This is a genomic window from Streptomyces sp. CT34, assembly GCF_000805335.1.
Lineage (GTDB): Bacteria > Actinomycetota > Actinomycetes > Streptomycetales > Streptomycetaceae > Streptomyces.
The window spans coordinates 7,428,384-7,446,615 of sequence record NZ_KN708638.1; the positions used below are offsets into that span (position 1 = coordinate 7,428,384).

Genomic DNA, 18,232 nt, shown 5'->3' on the forward strand with positions numbered 1-18,232 from the left:
GGCGGGCGCCGCCGAGGCCGTCCAGCGGGTCGCCGACGGCGACTCCGTCGGGCGCCTGGTCGTGGTCCCCGGAACGGAGGAGACGCGATGACCGACGCCGCCGAACTGCGCCGGCGCAGTGCCGAGTTGCTCGCTACCCACCCTCCGGCCACCACCGACCGGCTGGACTTCCTGCGGGCCCGCTTCGACGCCGGGCTGGCCTGGGTCCACTTCCCCGAAGGGCTCGGCGGACTGAACGCGCCGCGCGCTCTCCAGGCCGTGGTGGACGCGGAGTTGGACGCCGCCGGCGCCCCCGGCAACGACCCCGGCCGGATCGGCATCGGCCTCGGCATGGCCGCGCCCACCATCCTGCGCTACGGCACCGACGAGCAGCGGCGGCGCTTTCTGCGCCCGCTGTGGACCGGCGAGGAGGTGTGGTGCCAGCTCTTCAGCGAGCCCGGCGCCGGCTCCGACCTGGCGGCGCTGGCGACCCGGGCGGTACGCGACGAGGCCGGGGACTGGATCGTCGACGGGCAGAAGGTGTGGACCTCCAGCGCGCATCTCGCGCGCTGGGCGATCCTGATCGCGCGTACCGACCCCGACGTGCCCAAGCACCGCGGCATCAGCTACTTCGTCTGTGACATGACCGACCCGGGTGTCGAGGTGCGCCCGCTGCGGCAGATCACCGGCGAGGCCGAGTTCAACGAGGTGTTCCTGACCGGCGTGCGCATCCCGGACGCGCACCGGCTCGGCGAGGTCGGCGAGGGCTGGCGGGTCGCCCAGACCACGCTGATGAACGAGCGGATCGCCATCGGCGGCGTCCGCACCCCTCGCGAGGGCGGAATGATCGGCGTCGCCGCCGCCGACTGGCGGACCCGCCCCGAACTGCGCACCCACGACCTGCACCGGCGGCTGCTGACGCTCTGGGTGGAGGCCGAGGCAGCCCGGCTGACCGGCGAGCGGCTGCGCCAGCAGCTGTCCAAGGGCCAGCCCGGACCCGAGGGCAGCGGGATGAAGCTGGCCTTCGCCCGGCTCGCCCAGCAGATCAGCGGTTGGGAGGTGGAGTTCCTGGGCGAGGAGGGGCTGACCTACGACGACTGGACGCTGCGCCGCCCCGAAGGCGTCGACTTCACCGGCCGCGAGGCCGGCTACCGCTATCTGCGCGCCAAGGGGAACTCCATCGAAGGAGGCACCTCCGAAGTGCTGCTCAACATCGTCGCCGAGCGCGTGCTGGGCCTGCCGCCCGAGCCGCGGACCGACAAGGACGTCGCGTGGAAGGACCTCCCCCGATGACCACCGCCACCGAGACGCCGGACCCCGACCTCCTCTACAGCGACGAGGAGGAGGCGCTGCGCGCCGCGGTCCGCGCGCTGCTCGCCGACCGCTGCGATCCGGCCACCGTGCTCGCCGGCGTGGAGTCCGACCGCCCGTACGACCCGGAGCTGTGGCGGGCGCTCGCCGCGGACATCGGCACCGCCGGGCTGCTGGTCCCGGAGAAGCTCGGCGGGCAGGGCGCGAGCGCCCGCGAGGCCGCCGTCGTCCTGGAGGAGCTGGGCCGCGCGGTCGCACCGGTGCCGTATCTGACCAGTGCGGTGGTCGCGGTCAGCGCGCTGCTGGGCTGCGACCCGTCCCAGGAGGCGGTCGCCGGGCCGCTGGCCCGGCTCGCGGAGGGCGGCGGCACCGGCGTGCTGGCCGTCCCGCTGCCGACCGCACCCGGCGGGGCCGGCGCACCGACCGTACGGGCCGACGCCGCCGGTGCGCTGACCGGCCGGGTCGGCTCGGTCGCGGACGCGGCGGGCGCGGGGCTCCTGCTGGTACCGGCCGAAGGCCCCGGCGGCCGGGCGCTCTACGCCGTCGACACCGGCGCCCCGGGCGTACGGACCGAGGCCGTCACCCCGCTCGACCTCACCCGCCCCCTCGCGCACCTCACCTTCGACCGGGCGCCCGGACGCCTGCTGGCGACCGGCGACCGGGCCCGGGCCGCGGTGGACCGCGCGCTGCTCACCGGGGCGGGCCTGCTCGCCTCGGAACAGCTGGGGATCGCCGAGTGGTGTCTGACCGAGGCCGTGCGGTACACCGCCGAGCGCACCCAGTTCGGCCGCCCGGTCGGCTCGTTCCAGGCGCTCAAGCACCGGATGGCCTCGCTCTGGCTGGAGATCGGCTCGGCACGTGCCGCCGCCCGCAACGCCGCCGACGCGCTGGCGAGCGGCAGTTCCGACGCCCCGGTGGCGGTCGCGGTGGCCCAGGCGTACTGCGCGCCGGTGGCGGTGCACGCCGCCGAGGAGTGCATCCAGCTGCACGGCGGCATCGGCATGACCTGGGAGCACCCGGCGCATCTCTTCCTCAAGCGCGCCAAGAGCGATGAGCTCGCCCTCGGCACGCCGGGGCGGCACCGGGACGCGCTGGCCGCACTGGTCGACCTGGCCGCCCCGTAGGTCCTGTCGTCGAACTCCCGCCTGCCGGGCGACGCCCTGCACGTCCCCCCGCCCTCGTACCGGTTTCGCACGGCTCGGGCGGGGGAGACCCCCTTCGCCGCAACGGGCAACGACCCCGGTACTCCGAGTACAGGGGGCGTCGCCCGGCACGCCGAGAGCACGCACCGGACGCCGCCCGGCGTCGGCGGATCCAACGGGCCGGTGGCGCACGCCGGTTGGCGGCCCGGCCCGATCGGCGGCGCACTCAGTCGATGACGGCGAACGGCTTGCTGAAGGCATGGACCGCTCCGTTGCCGGCGACCACCTCCACCGAGTACGCGGGGCCGGGCCGCACCTGCGGCAGGGTCACGATCGCCTCGCCGTCCGCCGCGGACCCGGCCCGCGGGGAGACCCGCGCCAGCCGCTGCGCGCGACCGCGGCCCGCCATCGCGTTCAGCCAGACGTCCACGTCGGCACCGGTGGTGTTCGTCCAGGCCACCGGGAAGCTGCTGTGCTTGCGGAGGCTGATCGGGCCGGCGGGGGCGGTGACCTGGATCCGCCCGGCCGACGGCGGTCCGATCCGGGACCGACCGGGGGCGCGGACGGCGGTCGCCCCCAGCGCGGTGGTCGAGGCACGGGCGGCCGGGCCGCCCTGGACTGCGGCGGTGTCGCCCGCGAGGGCGGCGTCGGCGGGGGTGAGGGTCGGGAGCGGGGTCTTCTGGAAGCCGGGGTGGTGCGAGGGGGCCAGTTCGAGAACCAGCATGCAGCCGACGGCGGTCGCGGCGACGGTGATGGCGAGGGAGTTGGCCATCTCGGCGGCCCTGCCCATCAAGTCCTCCTTATTCTCGGGGGAGGGACGAGCCGGAACATCCCCGGTGACCTTGATCATCAAAAACGGCACGCGGAGCGACCACCCGGCTGGGCAGCTCCGGTGCGACAGGGCCGGTGCGGGCGTGCATACTGCGCCGCCGGCGGGCCGTTTCCGGTGTGCCGCCGGTGTCCGTCGGAGGGTGTCTTGAAAGTGCGGTTCGGGTAGCGTCGAAGCCATGAAGACCGCAACCCGGCGCGTGCTGATCGGACCGGTTCTCCTGCTGCTGGCCGCTCTGCTGGCGGTGGCCACAGTGGCCGCACCGGGTGCGTATGCCGCAGGTGGGCTGGACGAGGCGGCGGCTGCGCTGCGGAAGGGGCCCGTCTACGTGGACCCCCGCGCATCGGGTCAGTTTTCGGCCAGCCAGGCGGATGCCCTCGCCAAGAAGATCAAGGACTCCGGCAAGCCGGTCTTCGTCGCCGTCCTGCCCCGCACCTCCGACTACCAGCCCCGGACGCTGCTCCGCGACCTGCGCACCAAGGTCGGCATCAGCGGCGTCTACGCGGTCGAGCTCGGCACCGCCTTCAACGCCGGCGCCGACCCCCGGGTCATGCCGCGCAGCGCCGTCCAGAACCTGGTCGGCGCCGTCAATCGCTCCCGGTACCCCACCGTCGCCGAGCGCCTCAACAGCTTCGTCGACACGGCGGTCGGAGAGGCGCGCGGCCACGCCCCGTCCTCCTGGGGCGGCGGCGCCGGCTTCGACACCGGTACCGCGATCGGCATCGGCGCGCTGATCGTCATCGGCGGGGGCGGTGCCTACGCCATCGCCCGCCGCAACCGCCGCCGGCGCGCCGAGGAGGAGCGCGCCGCTCTCGAAGAGCTGCGGGTGGTGGTCGACGAGGACATCACCGCCTTCGGCGAGGAGCTGGACCGGCTCGACTTCGACCCCGGCGAGCCCGGCGCCGACGACGCGATGCGCGCCGACTACGCGCACGCCCTGGACGCCTACGAGGACGCCAAGTCGGCGATGGCCGCGGCCGAGCACCCCGGCGACGTCCGGGCCGTCACCAAGGCGCTGGAGGACGGCCGCTTCTCGCTCGCCGTGCTGGCCGCCCGCCGTGAGGGAAAGCCGGTGCCCGAGCGCCGGCCGCCGTGCTTCTTCGACCCGCGGCACGGCCCGTCCGTCGCCGATGCGGCCTGGGCCCCGCCCGGCGGCGCCGAGCGCACCGTTCCGGTCTGCGCCGCGGACCGGACCCGCCTGGACGAGGGTCGCGAGCCGCTGGCCCGCACGGTCCGCACCCCGCAGGGCGATCGCCCCTACTGGGAGGCGGGCCCCGCCTACGCCCCCTGGGCCGGCGGCTACTTCGGCAGCGGGCTGCTGCCCGGCCTGCTGGCCGGCACCGTGCTCGGCCACTTGATGATGTCCACGCCCGCCTACGGCGCCGACCTCGGCTACCAGGGCGCCGACGGCGGCGATGTCACCGGCGCCGACTTCAACCCCGACGACTTCAGTGGCGGGTTCGGAGGCGGTGGCGACGGCGGGTTCGGAGGCGGCGACGGGGGCTTCGGCGGCGACTTCTGACCCGGCACCGCACCAGGGCCCGGCTCCGTTCCAGGAGCCGGGCCCCTCGTGTGCCCGGCAGGGCACCCGTCAACAGCCGCCCGCCGCACCGGAGTTGACCACCACGACCCGCTTGGCGCCCAGGAAGCGCGCATAGCGCGGCCGGGCCGCGAAGTCGGCATAGCACCACACGGCCGGCCGGCCCACCTCCCGGCACAGGTGCAGCACTTGGCCGGGCCCCAGGTGGACGCCCACGTGGGCGCCGTACCCCGGTGGCCGGTCCGGGACCGGGCCGGCGTCGAAGAGGACCAGGTCCAGCGGGCGTGGCGGGTCGGCCGGCCGGGTCGCGCGCCGGTCCGCCCAGAGCTCGGCGGAGCGCAACGGGGGGACCAGCAGGCCGAAGTGACGCAGGACGGCATAGGCGTAGCACTGGCAGTTGGCGCCGGCGGTGAGGCCGGGATCACCGTCCACCGCGTATGACGGGCATTCAGGTGGCGCCGCTCCCGGATGGCGGGCGGCCGAGTAGGCGACGTTGCGCAGCGCCCCGGGCAGCGCATCGAACGCGACCGGGCCGTGCACGGCGGGGACTTGGGAACGGGCGTCGGAGGTCACCGGCCCATCATGCAGGCGTTCTCTCCCGTGCCGCCTGTCGCGGGGTCGAGGAGTCTGGGGGCCTGAGCCCGGCCGGATCAAGACGTGTACTCGACACCGCGAGGAGATCCCCGATGGAACGCCGCTTTCGCAAGGCCGCTCTGTGGAGTGCGGCCGTGGTCGCCATGGTGGCGGCCGTCGCACCGCGCAGTCCGGTGCACGCCCTGCCGCAGCCCGACCCCAGTCCACAGCCCGCGCAGCGCGGCATGCTCGACGCGATGCGCCGCGACCTGGGGCTGACGCCGGCTCAGGCACGGACTCGGCTCGCGCAGGAGGCCGAGGCGCAGCACACGGCCCTCGCGGTGCGCCGGGCGCTGGCCGTGCCGCCCGCCGGGATGTGGTTCGACAAGGAGACCGGCAAGCTCGTCGTCGCGGTCACCAACGCCGCCGACGTGCGCCGGGTCCGGGCCGCGGGTGCGGTGCCCAAGGTCGTCCGGCACAGCCGGGCCACGCTCGACGGGGTGGTGCGGCAGATCGCGGAGCGGGCCGGCCGCGGCGTACCGGGCGTCACCGGCTGGGGGGTGGACGAACGCGCCAACGGGGTCGTGGTCCGGGTCGACCGCGCGGCGCGGACCAAGCGGACCGCCGGCTTCGAAAGCGCGGTACGGCAGGTCGCGGTCCGCTCGCGGGTGCCGGTCACCGTCGAGCGCAGCGACCAGGCGCCGCGCCAGCAGAGCGGCACGGTCGTCGGCGGCCAGCGCTGGATGCCGGGCTCCGAGGGCATCTGCTCCATCGGCTTCTCGGTGACCGGTCCGGGCAGGTTCCGCGGCTTTCTGACGGCGGGGCACTGCACCCTCAAGCCCGATCTGCCGGCGTACGGCCAGGACGGCAGCCTGCTGGGGATCTCGAACGAGGGAGGGAGGCACAGCGTCAACGGGCGCAACGGCGACTTCGGGCTGGTCACGGTCAACCAGCCGGACTGGCGGCTGAGTTCGGCGGTGGCGGGCCAGAGCGGCAGCCCGGTCGCCATCACCGGCACCCAGGAGGGCATCGTCGGCACGTCGATCTGCCACTCGGGGCAGACCAGCGGCTGGCGCTGCGGCGAGATCACCCGCACCCGGCAGACCGTGGACTACGGCACCGCCGTCGTCAACGGGTTGTCCTTCACCAACGCCTGCTCGGCGGCCGGGGATTCGGGCGGATCGTACGTCTCCCAGCCCGGCGCCCCGAAGGCCGTCGGGGTGCACTCCGGCGGCGGCGCCGCGACCTGCAAGACCGGCGGGGACACCGTCACCATCTTCCAGCCGATCGAGGAAGCGCTGCAGAAATGGGATCTGCGGCTGGTGACCGGCACCCCGTGAGCCCGGCCCGGGGTGCGGCGTAACGGACGCCGGGGCGATATCCCGTGCCGGGCGGGGGAGTTGGCGGTCCGGGTCGGTCTCGGCGCCGACCTGCTGGCCCGCCGCCCGCACGAGGTCGGCGAACGGCCGGCACGCACGCTGCTGGAGCGCTGGTGCGATCGGACGGTCCGCCGGGCCGAGTTGGGCGGCTCCCCGGAAAGGCCCCCGCCCGCTGATCGCCGCCGCCTACGATGGCCACCCAGGAAGCCGGGAACGGGTACCCGGAGCGGGGACCCGGGGAACAACGGGAGAGCGCGTGGCGGACGGGGCCGAGGCAGCGGCGGACGCGAACGGGATTCCGGCGGGACCGGCGGCCGAGCCGTTCACCGTACCCGTCACCGTCCGGGGCTACGAGACCGACACCCAGGGCCATCTCAACCAGAGCGTCTACCTCCAGTACGCCGAGCACGCCCGCTGGTCGCTGCTCCAGGCGTGCGGCATCGGGCAGAGCGCCCTGGTCGGCACGGGCGTCGGCCCGGTGACCGTCGAGACCACCATCCGCTACCGGCGCGAGCTGCGGGCCGGCGACGCGGTCGAGGTGAGCGTCGCGATCGTCTGGGGCGAGGGCCGGACCTTCGTCTTCGAGCAGACCGTGCGCAAGGCGGACGGCACGGTCGCCGCCGAGATCAGCGCCGTCTGCGGGCTGCTGGACCTCACCGAGCACAGGCTCGTCAAGGACCCGGGGGCGGTGCTGCGCGCGCTGGTCGCCGACCCGTGACCGCTCGGCCTGGCCGCGGAGTGAGGCGGCCGGGGGAGACGCACCCCGCGGCTCCCCGGGGCACGACGCGTCATGACGCCCCGCGCGTCGGCACCACCAGCACCTCCGTGCCGCCCGCCCGCACCGCCCGTACCTGCTCCGCCGGCAGCCCGTCGTCCACGATCAGCAGGTCGAAGTCGGTCAGCGGCGCCAGCGCGTAGAGCCCGTCCTTGGTGAACTTGGTGTGGTCGGCGACCAGCACCCGCCGCGCCGCGCTCTCCATCATGGCCCGTTTGACCTGCACCGTCTCCGGTGAGGTGTGGTAGCAACGGCCGTTGGTGACGGCCGTGGTGGACAGGAACAGCACATCGGCGCGGTAGGCCCGTACGGCGTCCGCGGTGTGCAGCCCCATGAAGGCGTCGTACGCCGGGAAGTACGCCCCGCCGAGCGTGATCAGCGAGATGCCGGGCGCCTTGGCGAGTGTGGTGACGGCCGGCAGCGAGTTGGTGATCACGGTCAGCGGGGTGTGCTCGGCGGCCTGGTGCGCCAGCAGCAGACAGGTGGTGCTGTCGTCCAGCAGCACCGTCTGCCCGGGGACCAGCAGCCGTGCGGCGGCCCGCGCCAGCAGCTGCTTGGTCGCCGCCATGGTCGCCATCCGCTCCGCCACGCTGCCGTGGAACTGCGCCGACGGCAGCCCGGTCGCCCCGCCCCGGACCTTGCGCAGCCAGCCCTGCGCCTGGAGCGCGTCCAGATCCCGGTGGGCGGTCATCAGGCTGATCCCGAACTCGGCGGCGAGGTCCGAGGTCCGGACGAACCCGCGGGCGATCACGCTCTCGCGTATCCGGCGCCGCCGTTCCTCCTGCGCCTCGACCCGGTCCATCGCCCCGTCCCCTCCCGCCCCCGCACGGTGCACCGCGCTCCCGGCACGGCCCGCCCGCGTGAACTCGTCGCGTTATGTTCGCACGGATTTAACACGGCGCGGGCGGTCGAGCGCACTGCGGATGCCCGTTCCGTTCCCACGCACCATGGCTGGTCGCCGCCCCGATGCGAAGATTCCGGCCACCCTTGACGCCCCTTTTACGCCGGCGATTGCATCGCTGCGTCCGCCACCGGCCGCCGCCGAAACCCGCTGCCGAACCCGCCGCAGAATCCCGCCGCAGAAAGGGGAGCTTCGATGACGAACCCTCCTCCTTGCCCGCCGATCACCCGCCGGGCCCTGATCACCCGTCTCGGCATCCCGCCCACCCTCGCCTGGGGCTACCTCGGGCTGCTCCTCTTCATGGTCGGAGACGGAGTCGAGTCCGGCTACCTCTCGCCGTACCTCATCGACCGCGGCATCCCGGAGTCCCGGGTCGCGCTCCTCTTCACCGTCTACGGCATCGCCGCCGCCGTCGCCGCCTGGCTCTCCAGCGTGCTCGCGGACCTGTGGGGCCCGCGCCGGGTGATGTGGACCGGCCTCGCCGTCTGGGCCGCCTTCCAGCTGCTCTTCCTCGCCGCCGCCATCCCGGCGTCCAGCTATCCGCTGATGCTGCTCGGCTACGGCCTCCGCGGCCTGGGCTACCCGCTGTTCGCCTACGGGTTCCTGGTCTGGATCGCCGGCGTCGCGCCCCGGGCACGGCTGGGCGCGGCGATGGGCTGGTTCTGGTTCGCGTTCACCGGCGGGCTGCCGACGCTCGGTTCCCTCGTCGCCGGCGGGCTGATCCCGCACATCGGCGCATACGCCACGCTGTGGGCGGCGCTGGCACTGGTGGCCGCGGGCGGGCTGATCGCGCTGCTGCTCGTCCGCGACGACCAGGGCGGCAAGCGGCAGCGGCCGGCCGGCGAGGGGCCACTGGCCACGCTGCTCGGCAGCGTCACGATCCTCTGGCGCAACCCCCGGGTCGGCGCCGGATCCGTGGTACGGGTCATCAACACCGCATCGCAGTTCGGGTTCTTCGTCATCCTGCCGGTCCACTTCACCAGGACCGTCGGCTTCGGCCTCACCCAGTGGCTGCACCTGCTCAGCGCGATGTTCGCCACCAACATCTTCGCCAACCTGCTCTTCGGCGTCGTCGGCGACCGGCTCGGCTGGCGGCGCACCGTCGCCTGGTTCGGCGGCGCCGGCTGCACCCTGAGCACCCTGCTCCTCTTCTACGTCCCGACGACCGCCGGCCCGAGCTTCCCGCTCGCCTTGGCCGTGGCCGCGTTCTACGGGGCTACGCTGGCGGGATACGTACCGATATCAGCGTTGATGCCCTCTATGGAGCCGCGACACAAGGGACAGGCGCTGGCCGCGCTCAACCTGGGCGCCGGCGCCAGCACCTTCGTCGGACCCGCCGTCGTCGCGGCCTTCGTCGGGCCGCTCGGCGTCGAAGGGGTGGTCTGGATCTTCGCGGGGATGTACGCGGTGAGCACCGTACTCACCCTCTTCCTGAAGCTGCCGGACGAGTCGACCGCGGGGGCGGGCGCCGGCCGGGACGCCGCCGCGGCGCACACCGCCCCGGCCCGGGCGTGAAGGGACCCCACTGATGTCCGTACTGACCGTCGACGTCGGCACCACCGTCATCAAGTCCGTCGTCTTCGACGACCGGGGCACCGAGATCGCGGTCTCCCGGGTCGCCACCGAAGTGCTCCGCCCGCACCCCGGATGGGCCGAACAGGACATGGACGCCGTCTGGCACGCCGTGGTCCGCACCGTCCGCGAGGTCCTCACCGAGCTGACCGACCCGGTCCGGCTGGTCTCCTTCACCGCGCAGGGCGACGGCGCCTGGCTCGTCGACGACCGCGGGCGTCCCACCGGCCCGGCGATCCTCTGGTCCGACGGCCGGGCCGGCGACCAGCTCACCGCCTGGCAGCGGGACGGGGTCCTGGAAGCGGCCTTCCGCCGCAACGGCTCGCTGACCTGCACCGGCATGCCCAACGCCCTCTTCAGCTGGCTCGCCGCCCACGACCCGGACCGGCTCGCCCGCTCCGCCACCTCGCTCACCGCCGCCGGCTGGCTCTTCCTCCGCCTCACCGGCGTCCGCGCCAGCGACGAATCGGACGCCTCGGCGCCGTTCCTCGACCACACCACCGGCGACTACGACCCGGAGATCCTCGACCTGTTCGGCCTGTCCGCGTACGCCCGGCTGCTGCCCACCGTCCTCGGCGAGTCCCAGCGGATCGCCGAGCTCACCCGCGAGGCCGCGGACCGGCTGGGGCTGCCGGCCGGGCTGCCCGTCGTGATGGCCCCGTACGACATCGCCGCCACCGCCCGCGGCGTCGGCGTGGTCAACCCCGGCCAGGCGTGCAGCATCCTCGGCACCACACTGTGCACCGAGATCGTCCGCACCGGGATCGACACCACCGGCGAACCGTCCGGCATCAACATCGCCTACCGCGGGCGCGAACGGGTGCTGCGCGCCTTCCCCACCCTCAACGGCGCCGAGGTCCTCGGCTGGGCGGCCCGGATGCTGCACCTCCCCGGTCCGCCGGAACTCGCCCGCCTGGCCTTCGCGTCGCGGCCCGGCGCCCGCGGGCTGATGTTCCTGCCGTACCTCTCCCCGGCCGGCGAGCGCGCGCCGTTCCTCGACCCGGCCGCCCGCGGCTCCTTCTGGGGCCTGTCCCTGGAGCACACCCCGGCCGACCTCGCCCGCGCCGTCTTCGACGGGCTCTCGCTGGTCCTGCGCGACTCGCTGGCGGCGGCCCGTACGGACGTCACCGAGCTGCGGCTGTGCGGCGGCGGCGCCAACAGCGACGCCTGGTGCGCGCTGATCGCCGACGCCACAGGGGTGCCCACCGCCCGCTCCCAGGACACCGAACTCGGCGCCAAGGGGGCCTTCCTCACCGGCCTGGTCCGCACCGGCGCGGAGAGCAGCATGCACCGCGCCGCGGACAAGTACGTACGGATGCAGCGGAGTTGGCAGCCCGATCCGGCGCGCACGGAGTTCTACACCGCGCTCTACGAAGACTTCCTCCACTGGCGCGCCGTCGCCCGGGAGGCGGGCTGGCGGGGCGCCGCGACCCCGCCCGCGGACGCCGGGCGGAGGGCTCCCGGTACGTCCGGTACGTCCGGCGCGGCCGACTCGTTCACAGCACGCCGCATCGACACCACCCACCACCCCGCCGCGACCCCTGCCCCTGGAGGCACCCGTGTCTGACCAGCACCCTCCCGGAAGTACCGCTCCCCTCGACGGCATCTGGCTCGGCCTCGACCTCGGCACCCAGAGCGCCCGCTGCCTCGCCGTCGACGGCACCGGGCAGGTCCTCGCCACCGCCGCCCGCCCGCTCACCAGCCGGCGGGTGGGCAAACGCCATGAGCAGGACGCCGAGGAGTGGTGGAGCGCGCTGTCCGCGGCCTGCCGGGAGGCGCTGGAGGGCATCGACGCCGGCCGGGTCCGCGGGCTGGCCATCGACGGCACCTCCGGCACCGTCCTGCTCGCCGACGCGCACGGCACCCCGCTCACCCCGGGGCTGATGTACGACGACGGGCGCGCCGCCGACCAGGCCGCGGCGGTCAACGAGGCCGGGGGAGCGGTCTGGCGCGAGCTGGGCTACCGCGGCATGCCGCCGTCCTGGGCGCTGCCCAAGCTCCGCTGGCTGCTGGACCACGAGCCGGGACTCGCCAACGGCACCCGGCTGCTGCACCAAGTCGACACCATCACCTGGAAGTTGGCGGGACGTCAGGTACCGAGCGACGCCAGCCACGCGCTCAAGACCGGCTACCACCTCGTCGAGGAGCGCTGGCCGCACGAGGTGCTGGACCGGCTCGGCGTACCGGGGGCCCTGCTGCCCGACGTCGTACGGCCCGGCACCGTACTCGGCACCGTCTGCGCCGAGGCCGCCGACGCCACCGGCATCCCCGCCGGAACGGCCGTCGTCGCCGGCATGACCGACGGCTGCGCAGCGCAGATCGGTGCCGGCGCGCTCACCCCGGGCGCCTGGAACGCGGTGCTCGGCACCACCCTCGTCCTCAAGGGCAGCAGCGACCACCTGATCCGCGATCCGGCGGGCGTGGTCTACTGCCACCGCGGCCCCGGCGAGACCTGGCTGCCGGGCGGCGCCTCCAGCAGCGGCGCGGGCGTCATCTCCCAGTACTTCCACAGCGAGAACCTCGACGTGCTCACCGAGCAGGCCGCCGCCCTGGACCCGGACGCGGTCGCCTACCCCCTGGTCTCCACCGGCGGCGAGCGCTTCCCGTTCCGCGCCCCCGAGGCCGAACCCTTCATCCTCGGTGAAGTCCCCACCCGCGCCGCCGAGTTCCACGCCTATCTGCTCGGCGTCGCCTGCGTCGAACGGCTCTGCTTCGACTACCTCGACCACCTCGGCGCGCCCATCGACGGCCCGCTCACCCTCACCGGCGGCGGTGCCCGCAACGCCTACTGGTGCCGGCTGCGCGCCGAGGTCCTGGGCCGGCCCGTGCACGTCCCGGAGCACGCCGAAGGCGCCCTCGGCATGGCCGTCCTCGCCGCCACCGCCTCCGGCGCGAGCCTCCGGGACGCGGTCGCCGCGATGGTCCGCCCCGGCACCGAAGTCCGCCCCGACCCCGCCCGCACCGCCCGCTACCTCCCCGTCTACCTCCGCTTCGTCGACGAACTCACCCGCCGCGGCTGGCTCGAACCCGCCGTGGCCGACCACGCCCGCAGGAGGGCCGCGCAGTGACCGACTTCATCCTCGTACGCCACGGCGAGACCGTGTGGCATGCGGAGAACCGCTACGCCGGCCGCTCCGACGTCCCACTCACCGACCACGGGCGCGAACAGGCCCGCGCCCTCGCCCACTGGGCCGCCACCGCCGGCCTCACCGCCGTCTGGAGCTCCCCGCTCTCCCGCGCCCGGCTCACCGCCGCCCCCGCCGCCGACGCCTGCGGCCTGACCCCGCACACCGACGAACGGCTCTACGAGGTCGACTTCGGCCAGGGCGAGGGCCTGACCCGGGACGAGATGCGGCAGCGCTTCCCCGAGCGGCTGGCCGCCTTCCTCGCCGACCCGGTCGAGAACCACCTCCCCGGCGGCGAGCACCCGCGCCGGGCCGCCGAACGCGCCGCCGCCTGCCTCGCCGACATCGCCCGCGAACAGCCCGACGGCCGGGTGCTGCTGGTCGCCCACTCCACCCTCGTCCGGGTCCTGCTCTGCCACCTGCTGGGCATCCCGCTCCGCGACTACCGCCGGGTCTTCCCCCAGCTGCACAACGGCGCCCTCACCGAAATCCGGGTGGAGCACGGACGGACCGCGCTGCTGTGCCTCAACGCCCCCGCCCTCAACCGGACCCCCGCCCTGCACTGACCGGCCGCACGGCCACCACGCCCCCACCGCCTCCAGGAGACACCCCGCATGACCACCACCGTCCTCGCCGCCGGCAACCACTTCATCCACCCGAGCCTGTTCAGCGCGGCCGTACGCACCGCGGCCGGGGACACGCCCCTGGAGATACGCGAGCTCCAGTTCGGCTGGCCGCACACCCCCTTCGGCCCGGTCGCCGAGGTCATCGAGGCGTCCGGCACCGAGGACGAGATGATCGAGGCCCTCCAGGGCGTCGAGATCTGCGTCACCGAACACGGCCCGCTCACCGAGCGGATCCTCGCCCACTGCCCCGGCCTCAAGCTCTTCTGCACCAGCCGCGGCGGCCCGGTCAACGCCAACCTCGAAGCCGCCACCCGGCACGGCGTCGCCGTCTGCCACGCCCCCGGCCGCAACGCCACCGCCACCGCCGAACACACCCTCACCCTGCTGCTGGCCGCCGCCCGCGGCGTCGGCGACACCCACACCGACCTGCGCCGCGGCGTCTGGCGCGGCGACTACTACGACTACGACAACTGCGGTATCGAGATCGACGGCGCCACCGTCGGCCTGATCGGCTTCGGCGCCATCGGCAGCCGCGTCGCCAAGGTCCTGCACGCCATGGGCGCCCGGGTCCTCGTCCACGACCCCTACGTGCGCCCCGAGGCGCTGGCCGGCATCGCCGAGCAGGTCTCCCTCGACGAGCTGCTCACCCGCTCCCGCATCGTCTCGCTGCACGCCCGGGTCACCCCGGAGACCACCGGCATGATCGGCCGCGACCGGCTCGCCGCGATGCCGCGCGGTGCGGTGCTCGTCAACTGCGCCCGGGGCGCGCTGCTGGACTACGACGCGGTCTGCGACGCCCTGGAATCCGGGCAGCTGGCCGGCGCCGGCTTCGACGTCTTCCCCGAGGAGCCGATCCCGGCCGGCTCCCGGCTGCTGACCGCCCCCCGCGTGGTCCTCACCCCGCACATCGCCGGCGGCAGCCAGCAGGTCGCCCACAAGGCCGCGGCGATCGTCGCCGGCGACGTCGGCCGCTACCTGCGCGGCGAACCCCTCCGCCACCAGGCCAACGCCTGACACGCACCGCACACCGAAAGCGCCGGGCGGACTGGAAACCTCCAGCCCGCCCGGCGCTTTCCTGCCTGCTGCGGTCAGCGCCGCCGAACCAGCGGGAACGGCAGCGTCTCGCGGATCGACAGACCGGTCAGGAACATCACCAGCCGGTCCACGCCGATGCCCAGACCACCGGTCGGCGGCATCGCGAACTCCAGCGCCTGGAGGAAGTCCTCGTCCAGCTCCATCGCCTCCGGGTCACCGCCGGCCGCCAGCAGCGACTGCGCGGTGAGCCGCCGCCGCTGCTCGACCGGGTCGGTCAACTCCGAGTAGGCGGTGCCCAGTTCGGTGCCGAACGCGACCAGGTCCCAGCGCTCGGCGAGCCGCGGGTCGACCCGGTGCTGACGCGTCAGCGGCGAGACATCGGTGGGGAAGTCCTTGTAGAAGGTCGGCAGCGTGGTCTTCTCCTCGACCAGCCGCTCGTACATCTCCAGCACGATGTCGCCGCGGCCCATCTCCGGCTTCACCGGCACCGACGAGGCGTTGCACAGCCGCCGCAGCACATCGGGGTCGGTGTCCGCGTGGACCTCCTCGCCCAGTGCCTCGGAGATCGCGCCGTAGACGGTCTTGACCGGCCAGATGCCCGAGATGTCGTGCTCGACCAACCGTCCGTTCTTGTCCGCCTTGCGGGCGGTGGCGCTGCCGAACGCCGCGACCGCCGCGCCCTGGATCAGCTCCCGGGTCAGGTTGAGCATCACGTCGTAGTCGGCGAACGCCTGGTACGCCTCCAGCATCGTGAACTCGGGGTTGTGCTTGTACGAGATGCCCTCGTTGCGGAACGTCCGCCCCATCTCGAAGACCTTCTCCATACCGCCCACGCAGAGCCGCTTGAGGTACAGCTCCGGCGCGATCCGCAGATACAGGTCCAGGTCGTAGGCGTTGATGTGGGTGTGGAACGGACGGGCGTTGGCGCCACCGTGGATCTGCTGGAGCATCGGCGTCTCGACTTCGAGATAGCCGCGTTCGATCAGCCCCTGGCGCAGCGCCTGCACGGCCGTGCTGCGCGCCCGTACGGTGTCCCGCGCGTCCGGCGAGACGACCAGGTCCACATACCGCTGGCGGACCTTGGCCTCCGGGTCGGACAGACCGCGCCGCTTGTCCGGCAGCGGACGCAGGCACTTGGCGGTCAGCCGCCACCGGGTCACGAACACGGTCAGCTCGCCGCGCTCGCTGGTGCCGACCTCGCCCTCGGCCTCGACATGGTCACCGAGGTCCACGTCCGTGCCGAAGCGCTCCAGCAGCTCGGCGCCGCTGCCGTCCCGGGTCAGCGCGATCTGCAGATCGCCGGACCAGTCCCGCAGCACCGCGAAGAGCACGCCGCCGTGGTCGCGGGTGAGCAGCACCCGCCCGGCGACGGTGACGGTCTTGCCGGTACGCTCCCCGGCCGCCAGCTCCCGGTGCTCCTCGCAGACCTGGCCGAGGGTGTGCGTCCGCTGCACGCCGACCGGGTACGGATCCGTACCGGCCTCCCGCAGCCGCTCCAGCTTGCGGTGCCGCACCCGCACCTGCTCGGGCAGCGCGGCCAGCTCCTGCTCCCGCAGCTCCTTCTCGCCGGCCGGCGGCGCCTGCACCAGGCCGAGCTCGTCCAGCGACGGCAGACCCGCGGTGCTCGCCGGGGCCAGCACCCGCTTCTTGTGGCCCTTGCCCCACAGCTTGCCCAGGCTCGGCACGGCCACGAAGCCCTCGGCGATACCGGAGGCCATACCGATCCGGGCCAGCGCACCGGCGTCCGCGTAGCACAGGAACCGCGGGTACCACTCCGGGAGGTACTTCGAGTTCGAGCGGTAGAGCGCCTCCAGCTGCCACCAGCGGGAGAAGAACAGCAGCAGCCGGCGCCAGAACTTCAGCACCGGACCGGCGCCGATCCGGGCGCCCTCCTCGAAGGCGGACCGGAAGACCGCGAAGTTCAGCGAGATCCGCCGCACCCCGAGCGTGCCGGCCTGGGCGCACAGCTGGGCGACCATGAACTCCATCACGCCGTTGGGCGCGCTGCGGTCGCGGCGCATCAGGTCCAGCGAGATGCCGTCCTTGCCCCAGGGGACGAAGGACAGCAGCGCGATCATGTTGCCGTCGCCGTCGAAGGCCTCGGCCAGCAGGCAGTCGCCGTCCTGCTGGTCGCCCAGCCGGTCCAGCGCCATCGAGAAGCCGCGCTCGGTCTCGGTGTCGCGCCAGGCGTCCGCGCGGTGGATGACCTCCTGCATCTCCGCGTCGGTCAGCTCGGAGTGGCGCCGTACGCGGAACGTCGCGCCGGCCCGCTCGACGCGGTTGACGGCCTGGCGGGTGACCCGCATCTCACGGCCGTTCAGATCGAACCCGGCGACGTGCAGGATCGCCTCGTCGCCGAGTTGCAGCGCGCCCAGCCCGGCGCGGGCGAACGCCTTCGCGCCGTCCTCGCTGGCGCCCATGACGGCGGGCTGCCAGCCGTAGCGACCGGCGACCTCCAGCCACGCCTCGATGGCCGGCGCCCACGCCTCGCGGTCACCGACCGGGTCACCACTGGCCAGGCAGACCCCGGCCTCCACGCGGTAGGTCACGGCGGCCTTGCCGCTGGGGGAGAAGACCACGGCCTTGTCCCGGCGGGTGGCGAAGTAGCCCAGCGAGTCCTGGCTGCCGTACTTGTTCAGCAGCGCCCGGATGCGGTCCTCTTCGTCGCCGTGCAGCGCGGCTTCCATCCGCTGCGAGCGGAAGAGGGTGGCGGCGGCGTTCAGCAGCGCCAGCGCGCCCAGCAGACCGAGGACGGTGCCGGTCCAGTGCGGCGGATGCCCCTCGACGATCTTGCCGCCGACCAGCCCGCCGCAGACGCGGTTGGCGGCCCACAGCAGACGGTTGCCGCCGCCGTGCTCCAGCGACCCGGGCGTCAGCGAGACCAGCCCCCAGCCGAGCAGCACCGCCACCACGAGCCCGGCGCCCAGCACCAGGGCGGCCCGCAGGAACGCACCGCGCCGGGTGATCGCGTAGAACTCCCGGTGCGCGACCAGCAGCAGCACCAGTGCGCCCGCGCACAGCACCAGGGAGACGCTGTACTCCCAGTACCCGTCGGCCATGAACAGCGCGTCCGCGAGGACGTTCAGCAGCATGTACGCGACAACGAACCACAGGGCGACCCGTTTGCGCGCGGTCATCGCCGCGGCCAGCAGGAAGAGGAAGACCGCGTACGCGAAGTTCGGCTGCACCGGGATGGTGAGCGCGTCCAGCCAGTAGATCACCGAGTGGAGCGCACGCCGAAGCGGCCCGATCAGCGCCGTCAGGGCACAGAAAAGCCCCAGCACGCTGAAGATGATGGCGAAGCCATTGGGGACGCGGCGCCGGAAGCGCCGCCACCCCGTGAGTTGATCCTGGTCCTGCACGGTGCTCATTCCGTCACATTAGGCTCTGAAAGGGGTCAGCGGCTCGACACAAGAGGCCCTGCATCTCTGCCACTGGTTTTCTG

General features: G+C 73.9%; 14 protein-coding genes. 10 read left to right on the forward strand and 4 right to left on the reverse strand.

Features of this window, described 5'->3' with window-relative positions; translation table 11 throughout:
- Window positions 1-87 precede the first annotated feature (87 nt).
- Entirely contained in the window at window positions 88-1,272 is a 1,185-nt protein-coding gene (locus RZ84_RS32350) for an acyl-CoA dehydrogenase family protein (protein ID WP_043271499.1), read from the forward strand.
- Window positions 1,269-2,414 carry an acyl-CoA dehydrogenase family protein gene (locus tag RZ84_RS32355; protein WP_043268018.1) on the forward strand — a complete coding sequence of 382 codons (1,146 nt, stop codon included), beginning with the start codon at window positions 1,269-1,271 and terminating at the stop codon, window positions 2,412-2,414. The genes RZ84_RS32350 and RZ84_RS32355 overlap by 4 nt, the downstream gene beginning before the upstream one ends.
- A 244-nt stretch (window positions 2,415-2,658) precedes the next feature.
- Here the strand turns inward: RZ84_RS32355 and RZ84_RS32360 are convergent, their stop codons facing one another.
- A complete protein-coding gene (locus tag RZ84_RS32360) occupies window positions 2,659-3,222 on the reverse strand; it encodes a hypothetical protein (RefSeq protein ID WP_043268019.1) in 564 nt (187 codons plus the stop codon).
- A gap of 217 nt (window positions 3,223-3,439) precedes the next feature.
- On the opposite strand from RZ84_RS32360, the gene RZ84_RS32365 reads away from it, so the two are divergent.
- Window positions 3,440-4,783, forward strand: a complete 1,344-nt coding sequence (locus tag RZ84_RS32365; RefSeq protein WP_043268020.1) for a hypothetical protein — start codon at window positions 3,440-3,442, stop codon at window positions 4,781-4,783.
- Window positions 4,784-4,852: 69 nt separating this feature from the next.
- Here the strand turns inward: RZ84_RS32365 and RZ84_RS32370 are convergent, their stop codons facing one another.
- Complete coding sequence (locus tag RZ84_RS32370; protein WP_078894427.1) at window positions 4,853-5,374, reverse strand: cell wall hydrolase; 522 nt, start codon at window positions 5,372-5,374, stop codon at window positions 4,853-4,855.
- Window positions 5,375-5,487: 113 nt separating this feature from the next.
- Here RZ84_RS32370 and RZ84_RS32375 point away from each other — a divergent pair, with 113 nt between their 5' ends.
- Both RZ84_RS32375 and RZ84_RS32380 read left to right on the forward strand, forming a co-directional pair.
- Window positions 5,488-6,714, forward strand: coding sequence for a S1 family peptidase (locus RZ84_RS32375; RefSeq protein ID WP_043268021.1), 1,227 nt, complete (start codon window positions 5,488-5,490; stop codon window positions 6,712-6,714).
- A 295-nt stretch (window positions 6,715-7,009) separates the two neighbouring features.
- On the forward strand, window positions 7,010-7,471 hold the full coding sequence (locus RZ84_RS32380; protein WP_241777967.1) for an acyl-CoA thioesterase: 462 nt from the start codon (window positions 7,010-7,012) through the stop codon (window positions 7,469-7,471).
- Between the two features lie 70 nt (window positions 7,472-7,541).
- Here the strand turns inward: RZ84_RS32380 and RZ84_RS32385 are convergent, their stop codons facing one another.
- Entirely contained in the window at window positions 7,542-8,330 is a 789-nt protein-coding gene (locus RZ84_RS32385) for a DeoR/GlpR family DNA-binding transcription regulator (RefSeq protein WP_043268022.1), read from the reverse strand.
- A 294-nt stretch (window positions 8,331-8,624) separates the two neighbouring features.
- Between RZ84_RS32385 and RZ84_RS32390 the strand changes: the two genes are divergently transcribed.
- The 5 genes from RZ84_RS32390 to RZ84_RS32410 are packed head-to-tail and all read left to right on the forward strand — an operon-like array spanning window position 8,625 to window position 14,766.
- The gene (locus RZ84_RS32390) at window positions 8,625-9,944 is read left to right on the forward strand and encodes an MFS transporter (protein ID WP_043268023.1); all 1,320 of its coding nucleotides are present in this window, start codon (window positions 8,625-8,627) and stop codon (window positions 9,942-9,944) included.
- 13 nt (window positions 9,945-9,957) lie between these two features.
- The gene (locus RZ84_RS32395; protein WP_078894429.1) at window positions 9,958-11,568 is read left to right on the forward strand and encodes an FGGY-family carbohydrate kinase; all 1,611 of its coding nucleotides are present in this window, start codon (window positions 9,958-9,960) and stop codon (window positions 11,566-11,568) included.
- Entirely contained in the window at window positions 11,561-13,069 is a 1,509-nt protein-coding gene (locus tag RZ84_RS32400; protein WP_052230317.1) for an FGGY-family carbohydrate kinase, read from the forward strand. Before RZ84_RS32395 ends, RZ84_RS32400 begins: the two co-directional genes overlap by 8 nt.
- Window positions 13,066-13,692, forward strand: coding sequence for a histidine phosphatase family protein (locus RZ84_RS32405; protein WP_043268024.1), 627 nt, complete (start codon window positions 13,066-13,068; stop codon window positions 13,690-13,692). Before RZ84_RS32400 ends, RZ84_RS32405 begins: the two co-directional genes overlap by 4 nt.
- A 48-nt stretch (window positions 13,693-13,740) precedes the next feature.
- Window positions 13,741-14,766, forward strand: a complete 1,026-nt coding sequence (locus RZ84_RS32410) for a 2-hydroxyacid dehydrogenase (RefSeq protein ID WP_043268025.1) — start codon at window positions 13,741-13,743, stop codon at window positions 14,764-14,766.
- A 74-nt stretch (window positions 14,767-14,840) separates the two neighbouring features.
- Here the strand turns inward: RZ84_RS32410 and lysX are convergent, their stop codons facing one another.
- The gene (gene lysX, locus RZ84_RS32415; protein ID WP_043268026.1) at window positions 14,841-18,158 is read right to left on the reverse strand and encodes a bifunctional lysylphosphatidylglycerol synthetase/lysine--tRNA ligase LysX; all 3,318 of its coding nucleotides are present in this window, start codon (window positions 18,156-18,158) and stop codon (window positions 14,841-14,843) included.
- Between the last annotated feature and the right edge of the window lie 74 nt (window positions 18,159-18,232).

What these genes read in the sequence shown, in the direction of transcription:
- RZ84_RS32395 (WP_078894429.1), top strand. Translation starts at nt 9,958, where the DNA reads ATGTCCGTACTGACCGTCGACGTCGGCACCACCGTCATCAAGTCCGTC.
- RZ84_RS32365 (WP_043268020.1), top strand. Translation starts at nt 3,440, where the DNA reads ATGAAGACCGCAACCCGGCGCGTGCTGATCGGACCGGTTCTCCTGCTG.
- RZ84_RS32390 (WP_043268023.1), top strand. Translation starts at nt 8,625, where the DNA reads ATGACGAACCCTCCTCCTTGCCCGCCGATCACCCGCCGGGCCCTGATC.
- RZ84_RS32360 (WP_043268019.1), bottom strand. Translation starts at nt 3,222, where the DNA reads ATGGGCAGGGCCGCCGAGATGGCCAACTCCCTCGCCATCACCGTCGCC.
- RZ84_RS32355 (WP_043268018.1), top strand. Translation starts at nt 1,269, where the DNA reads ATGACCACCGCCACCGAGACGCCGGACCCCGACCTCCTCTACAGCGAC.
- RZ84_RS32350 (WP_043271499.1), top strand. Translation starts at nt 88, where the DNA reads ATGACCGACGCCGCCGAACTGCGCCGGCGCAGTGCCGAGTTGCTCGCT.
- lysX (WP_043268026.1), bottom strand. Translation starts at nt 18,158, where the DNA reads ATGAGCACCGTGCAGGACCAGGATCAACTCACGGGGTGGCGGCGCTTC.
- RZ84_RS32375 (WP_043268021.1), top strand. Translation starts at nt 5,488, where the DNA reads ATGGAACGCCGCTTTCGCAAGGCCGCTCTGTGGAGTGCGGCCGTGGTC.
- RZ84_RS32410 (WP_043268025.1), top strand. Translation starts at nt 13,741, where the DNA reads ATGACCACCACCGTCCTCGCCGCCGGCAACCACTTCATCCACCCGAGC.
- RZ84_RS32385 (WP_043268022.1), bottom strand. Translation starts at nt 8,330, where the DNA reads ATGGACCGGGTCGAGGCGCAGGAGGAACGGCGGCGCCGGATACGCGAG.